Origin of the sequence: Paragemmobacter kunshanensis (assembly GCF_011059185.1) — a bacterium.
Lineage (GTDB): Bacteria > Pseudomonadota > Alphaproteobacteria > Rhodobacterales > Rhodobacteraceae > Paragemmobacter > Paragemmobacter kunshanensis.
Genome location: NZ_JAALFE010000063.1, coordinates 1 through 3,754, shown reverse-complemented (window position 1 = coordinate 3,754; position 3,754 = coordinate 1). Strand labels below are relative to the sequence as shown.

Sequence of the window (3,754 nt, the reverse complement as noted above, 5' to 3'; positions counted from 1 at the left end):
GCCGTCAACGCCATGATTTATATGCGAAATATCACGATTACGACAGCGAAATCAGCGACTTACTTGGAGAATGTGGGTTCATACTTGCTCATCTGTGGGAGATGGTTTCGGCTGCCTTTGTGAGACGATTCACTCGGGCCTGGCTAACTCACCCAGTTCGCCACGATCAGCCCCACGATCGAGTCATGCGCCCGCTCAGCATCCCGCGCCAGGTCCAGCCTCTTCGGCAGCTTGACCTGCGGCACCAGCAGGAAGATGGGCGCGGTCACGAGGCCCCGGCCAGTCTTCGACCGTGACGCCATGGCCCGGCCTTTCGAGTTCAGCCGCCCCTCTGCCACCAGCAGGCTCGGGCCCCGACGGCGATAGATGAACCGCAGCAGTAGGCCGCTGCGGCGTTCCCAGTCGCCGGGGGTGATCCGGCCGCCACGCAGGGACTTGCCTGCGGCGGGCGTGGGGATGGCCAGCCACAAGCCGTTCTTCGAGCGGATCAGCGGGCCGGTGTCGTGCGCGCCCACGATGACCGGGGCGTTGGACCAGACGACGGCGGCCGCGTTGAGGCTGGGCGTGGCCTTGGGGAACTGCTCCGACCGGATGGTGCGGGCGAGCCGGGGCCCGAGGCCCGCGCCGGTGATCTGCAGCCGCCAGGCGGCCTTCAGCCCGGTTCCGGCCTCGCGGATCGCAGCTGACACCGCCCGCTCGCCTGCCGCGACCTCGGCCGCCATCATCGCGACGATATCGGGATCAATGTCGAGCTTCAGTTTCATCGCGGTCACGCCGGGCGCAGATCGACAGTCCAGACCAGCCGCTCGCGGTCGCGGACGGGCTCGCCTTGGATGAGGAAGGCATCGCCGTCGATCTCGATTCGGTCGCCGGGCCGCGGCGCTGGCACCTCGGCCACGCGCAGGTCGATCCGGGTGGTTTCGGACCAGAGCCGCGCATCGCCGAAGTCGGTGACAGCATCGGCACGCCGAGCGACGATGCGCACAAGGACAGGCGCAACGCCATCGGCGATATAGACCGCATCCCGGCCGATGTTCGGATCGGCGAAGAGCGCCGCAAGTGCGACAGAGAGGGTGTCCGGCATGTTTCCTCTTTCCTCAGAAAGGAAGTGATACTATGTTTTCCTCAGACAGGAGAAAGCCATGACCCTTTCCCATCAGATCGCCAAGAACCCCGAGGCTGGTGCCGTGCTGACCAAGGCCGCGCTGCGGGCGGCAGACCGGCTTGGCCTTTCGGGCCGACAACTGGCCGACATCGTCGGCGTCTCCGAGGCGACCGTCTCGCGCTGGAAACGGGGCGAAAGCCTGCTCGAGCCGGGATCGAAGCCCTTCGAGCTTGCAGCCCTTCTTGTGCGGACCTTCCGCTCGCTCGACGCGATCACCGGGGGCGACGAGGCGGTGGCGCGGCGGTGGCTGGCCGCTCCCAACACGGCGCTCGCGGCGCGGCCCGTGGAGCGGATGACGCAGGTGCAGGGACTTGTCGATGTCACGACCTATCTGGACGCAAGACGCGCTCCGCTCTGAGGCGCGGCCCTACGCGGGCCCGGCATGGCGGTTCGTCGAGGCCCAGCATCGGGTCTCGACCCTGAAGCTTGTCGACAGCCTCGCCGAACAGGCGGCGCTTGAGGAGATCCTCGAGGCCACGAAGCCGCCCCTGCCGGAGGACTGCCGCGCGCTCGATTATCTGCTGGCCACGCCTTTCCGGTATCGCCCCTATCCGGCGGGGTCGCGGTTTCGCCGGGCGGGACTGACGCCCGGCGTCTGGTACGGGGCCGAGGCGCCCGAGACGGCGGCGGCCGAGATGGCCTTCTACCGCTTCCTCTTCTACGCCGAGAGCCCGGAGACGCCCTTTCCCGACGATGCGGCCGAATACACCGCCTTCTCGGCGGAGGTCGCAACGCCTGTGGCGGTCGACCTGACGGCCGGGGCACTGGCCGCCGATCATGCTGTCTGGACCCACCTCACCGACTACGCGGCCAGCCAGGATCTGGCCGAGGAGGCCCGCGCGATCGGTGCCGAGGTGATCCGCTACGCCTCTGTCCGCGATCCTGCCCGGGGTGCGAACCTTGCCGTGCTGACCTGCCGTGCCTTTGCCGCCCCGCAGCCGGTCGAGCGTCAGACCTGGCGCATCCGGATCGGCCCTACCGGCGCGCAGGCCCTGCGCGAGCATCCGCGCCTCGGGATCGAGTTCCCGAAGGACAGCTTCGCCCCGGACCCACGCCTTGCCGGCATGCTCTGGGACCGCCCCCGCGCGCGGTAGGCACTCATCACGTCCGTCGCGCCGAACGCAACACCTGCGGGCGGGTGCAGATCGGCAGCGGGTTGCTCTCGATCTCGAGGCGCACCCATTCGTCGCGGTCGCGATCGGGGATCATGCGCGCGTAGAGCGGCAGGCCGAGCGTGTTCACCGTCTCGAAGGTGTCGGCCGGGGCGAAGTAGATCTCGAAGAGGCCCTCGACCCCCTCGGGATAGAAGTAAGCCTTGTCCGTCGGCACGCCGAAGCCGAGGCCGCCCCGGTAGCGGCGGAAGGTGATGCCGCCGAAGCTGACCTCCTCGCCCACGCGTCCCCGCAGATCGGCGGCGGCTGCGGTGTTGAGGTAGGTCTCTCGCACCTCCTTGTGGGCGACCAGATCGGCGAAGAAGGCCGAGCCGCATTCGGCGCGCAGCTGCACCTGACCGGCGGCCAACCCGCCAAGGCTGTCCTCGACGCTTTCGATCAGCGCCTGGCAGCGCTTCCTGAGCGCGCCCGAGGCGGGGCTCGCATTGTCGAGGTCGAAGTCGACCTCGGTGGCGGGCGTGATGCCGAACTCTGTGAAGTAGTTGACCACCGTCGCCCCGTCCTTCGGATCCTTCACCACGCCCTGAATGCCGTTGAAGAGGTGGAACTCGAAGGTGGCCTCGGCGTCGTTCCGGAGCCGCCCGAGCTTGCGGGCCACCTCGGTCTGCACCTGCTGGGTGGCGGTTTCCGAACCATGGTCGCGAATGCCCTGGATCTCCGAGGCCCAGAGCACATCCTGTTTCTTGAACTGGCGCACAACGAAGGCGCGCATCTCGCGGCGTTCCGGCACCTGGCTCTCGTAGGCCGAGCCGCGTTCGGAGAACGGGATCAGCTGCAGCGTGCCGTCCCGGCTCTCGATCACGACAGTGCGCGACCGCACGCCGCGCGGCCCGAAGAGGTTCGCGCCCGAAAGGATCGCGGGCTTGAAGGGGATGTTCTCCAGAGCGCGGGTCAGTTCGATGATCGAGAAGGCATCGCCTTCGAAGATGTCCATGGTCGCCATGGGGATGTCCTTTCGATGAAGAGATCAGCGCAGCAGGATGCCCAGCGCGGCCAGCGCCGCGGTGGCGGCGGCGATCTGAGGTTCCGTCGCGCCCGTGGGCCAGATGAGGTCATTGCGGTTAACGATGGCTGGACCGCGCAGGACCACGACGGCAGCGGCATCGGCGGCCGTCGCGTCAGCGGGGCCCCAAAGGATCCCGGCGGCGTTCTGGCTGCCGTTCGACGCAGCGGGGGCAAGCTGGGTGAATTTCCCGCCCGTGGTGATCTTGCCCAGCACCGTGCCGGGGTCGAGCTTGCCCGCGCCGGAGGCGAGAATGACGGTCTCACGGGTATAGTCGCGCGACGCTTCCCAGACGAGGAAGCCGCCCGCGTGTCTGCCTTCGGTCAGCGTGGTCATTGAAGATCATCCTTTCAGCTTGAAGGTGCGGGCGATCACGTCGCCCCAGGGACGGGCGATGGGAGTAGGCCCGGGTTG

6 protein-coding genes are annotated in these 3,754 nt (G+C 67.9%); 2 read left to right on the top strand and 4 right to left on the bottom strand.

The features are described 5' to 3' along the window. Positions 1–143: 143 nt before the first annotated feature. A complete protein-coding gene (locus tag G5V65_RS21550) occupies positions 144–764 on the bottom strand; it encodes a DUF6441 family protein (RefSeq protein WP_165054612.1) in 621 nt (206 codons plus the stop codon). Between the two features lie 5 nt (positions 765–769). Then, positions 770–1,084, bottom strand: a complete 315-nt coding sequence (locus G5V65_RS21545; RefSeq protein WP_165054609.1) for a head-tail joining protein — start codon at positions 1,082–1,084, stop codon at positions 770–772. A 58-nt stretch (positions 1,085–1,142) separates the two neighbouring features. Between G5V65_RS21545 and G5V65_RS21540 the strand changes: the two genes are divergently transcribed. Then, positions 1,143–1,523: an antitoxin Xre/MbcA/ParS toxin-binding domain-containing protein gene (locus tag G5V65_RS21540; RefSeq protein ID WP_165054606.1), complete on the top strand. Its 381-nt coding sequence runs from the start codon at positions 1,143–1,145 to the stop codon at positions 1,521–1,523. Continuing rightward, positions 1,483–2,259, top strand: a complete 777-nt coding sequence (locus G5V65_RS21535) for an RES family NAD+ phosphorylase (RefSeq protein ID WP_165054604.1) — start codon at positions 1,483–1,485, stop codon at positions 2,257–2,259. The genes G5V65_RS21540 and G5V65_RS21535 overlap by 41 nt, the downstream gene beginning before the upstream one ends. Positions 2,260–2,266: 7 nt before the next feature. On the opposite strand, the gene G5V65_RS21530 is transcribed toward G5V65_RS21535, so the two are convergent. Continuing rightward, entirely contained in the window at positions 2,267–3,280 is a 1,014-nt protein-coding gene (locus tag G5V65_RS21530; protein ID WP_165054602.1) for a major capsid protein, read from the bottom strand. Between the two features lie 24 nt (positions 3,281–3,304). After that, positions 3,305–3,676, bottom strand: a complete 372-nt coding sequence (locus G5V65_RS21525) for a head decoration protein (protein WP_165054599.1) — start codon at positions 3,674–3,676, stop codon at positions 3,305–3,307. Positions 3,677–3,754: the final 78 nt, after the last annotated feature.

What these genes read in the sequence shown, in the direction of transcription:
- G5V65_RS21535 (WP_165054604.1), top strand. Translation starts at nt 1,483, where the DNA reads ATGTCACGACCTATCTGGACGCAAGACGCGCTCCGCTCTGAGGCGCGG.
- G5V65_RS21545 (WP_165054609.1), bottom strand. Translation starts at nt 1,084, where the DNA reads ATGCCGGACACCCTCTCTGTCGCACTTGCGGCGCTCTTCGCCGATCCG.
- G5V65_RS21540 (WP_165054606.1), top strand. Translation starts at nt 1,143, where the DNA reads ATGACCCTTTCCCATCAGATCGCCAAGAACCCCGAGGCTGGTGCCGTG.
- G5V65_RS21550 (WP_165054612.1), bottom strand. Translation starts at nt 764, where the DNA reads ATGAAACTGAAGCTCGACATTGATCCCGATATCGTCGCGATGATGGCG.
- G5V65_RS21530 (WP_165054602.1), bottom strand. Translation starts at nt 3,280, where the DNA reads ATGGCGACCATGGACATCTTCGAAGGCGATGCCTTCTCGATCATCGAA.
- G5V65_RS21525 (WP_165054599.1), bottom strand. Translation starts at nt 3,676, where the DNA reads ATGACCACGCTGACCGAAGGCAGACACGCGGGCGGCTTCCTCGTCTGG.